The 299-nt window shown below is 44.8% G+C and carries 1 rRNA gene; it reads right to left on the reverse strand.

Going from position 1 to position 299, the window contains the following annotated elements:
* Nucleotides 1-79 (reverse strand): 23S ribosomal RNA (locus M3196_RS21840); the annotation flags it as partial.
* Nucleotides 80-299 lie beyond the last annotated feature (220 nt).

Here is a 299-nt window from a genome sequence, read left to right on the forward strand (position 1 = left end):
GAGGCATATCGGTGTTCGTCCCGTCCTTCTTCGGCTCCTAGTGCCAAGGCATCCACCGTGCGCCCTTTCTAGCTTAACCTTATAACTTACGATCAACGTCGAATTTCTTCGTTGACTTCGTCTTTCCGGTGCTCATGTATCGAAATACACTCCGCTCCTTCAAGACTTTGTCGCCTCGAACTTCTCGCATCTCGTAACTTAATGATGCATACACATCAAGATTGTTGCTTTGGCGCAGATTAGATAATTCTATCTGCCTTGCATTTGTTTGGATGTCGATATCTAGTTTTCAAAGAACA

The organism is Fictibacillus nanhaiensis (genome assembly GCF_023715445.1).
Classification (GTDB): Bacteria; Bacillota; Bacilli; order Bacillales; family Fictibacillaceae; genus Fictibacillus; species Fictibacillus nanhaiensis_D.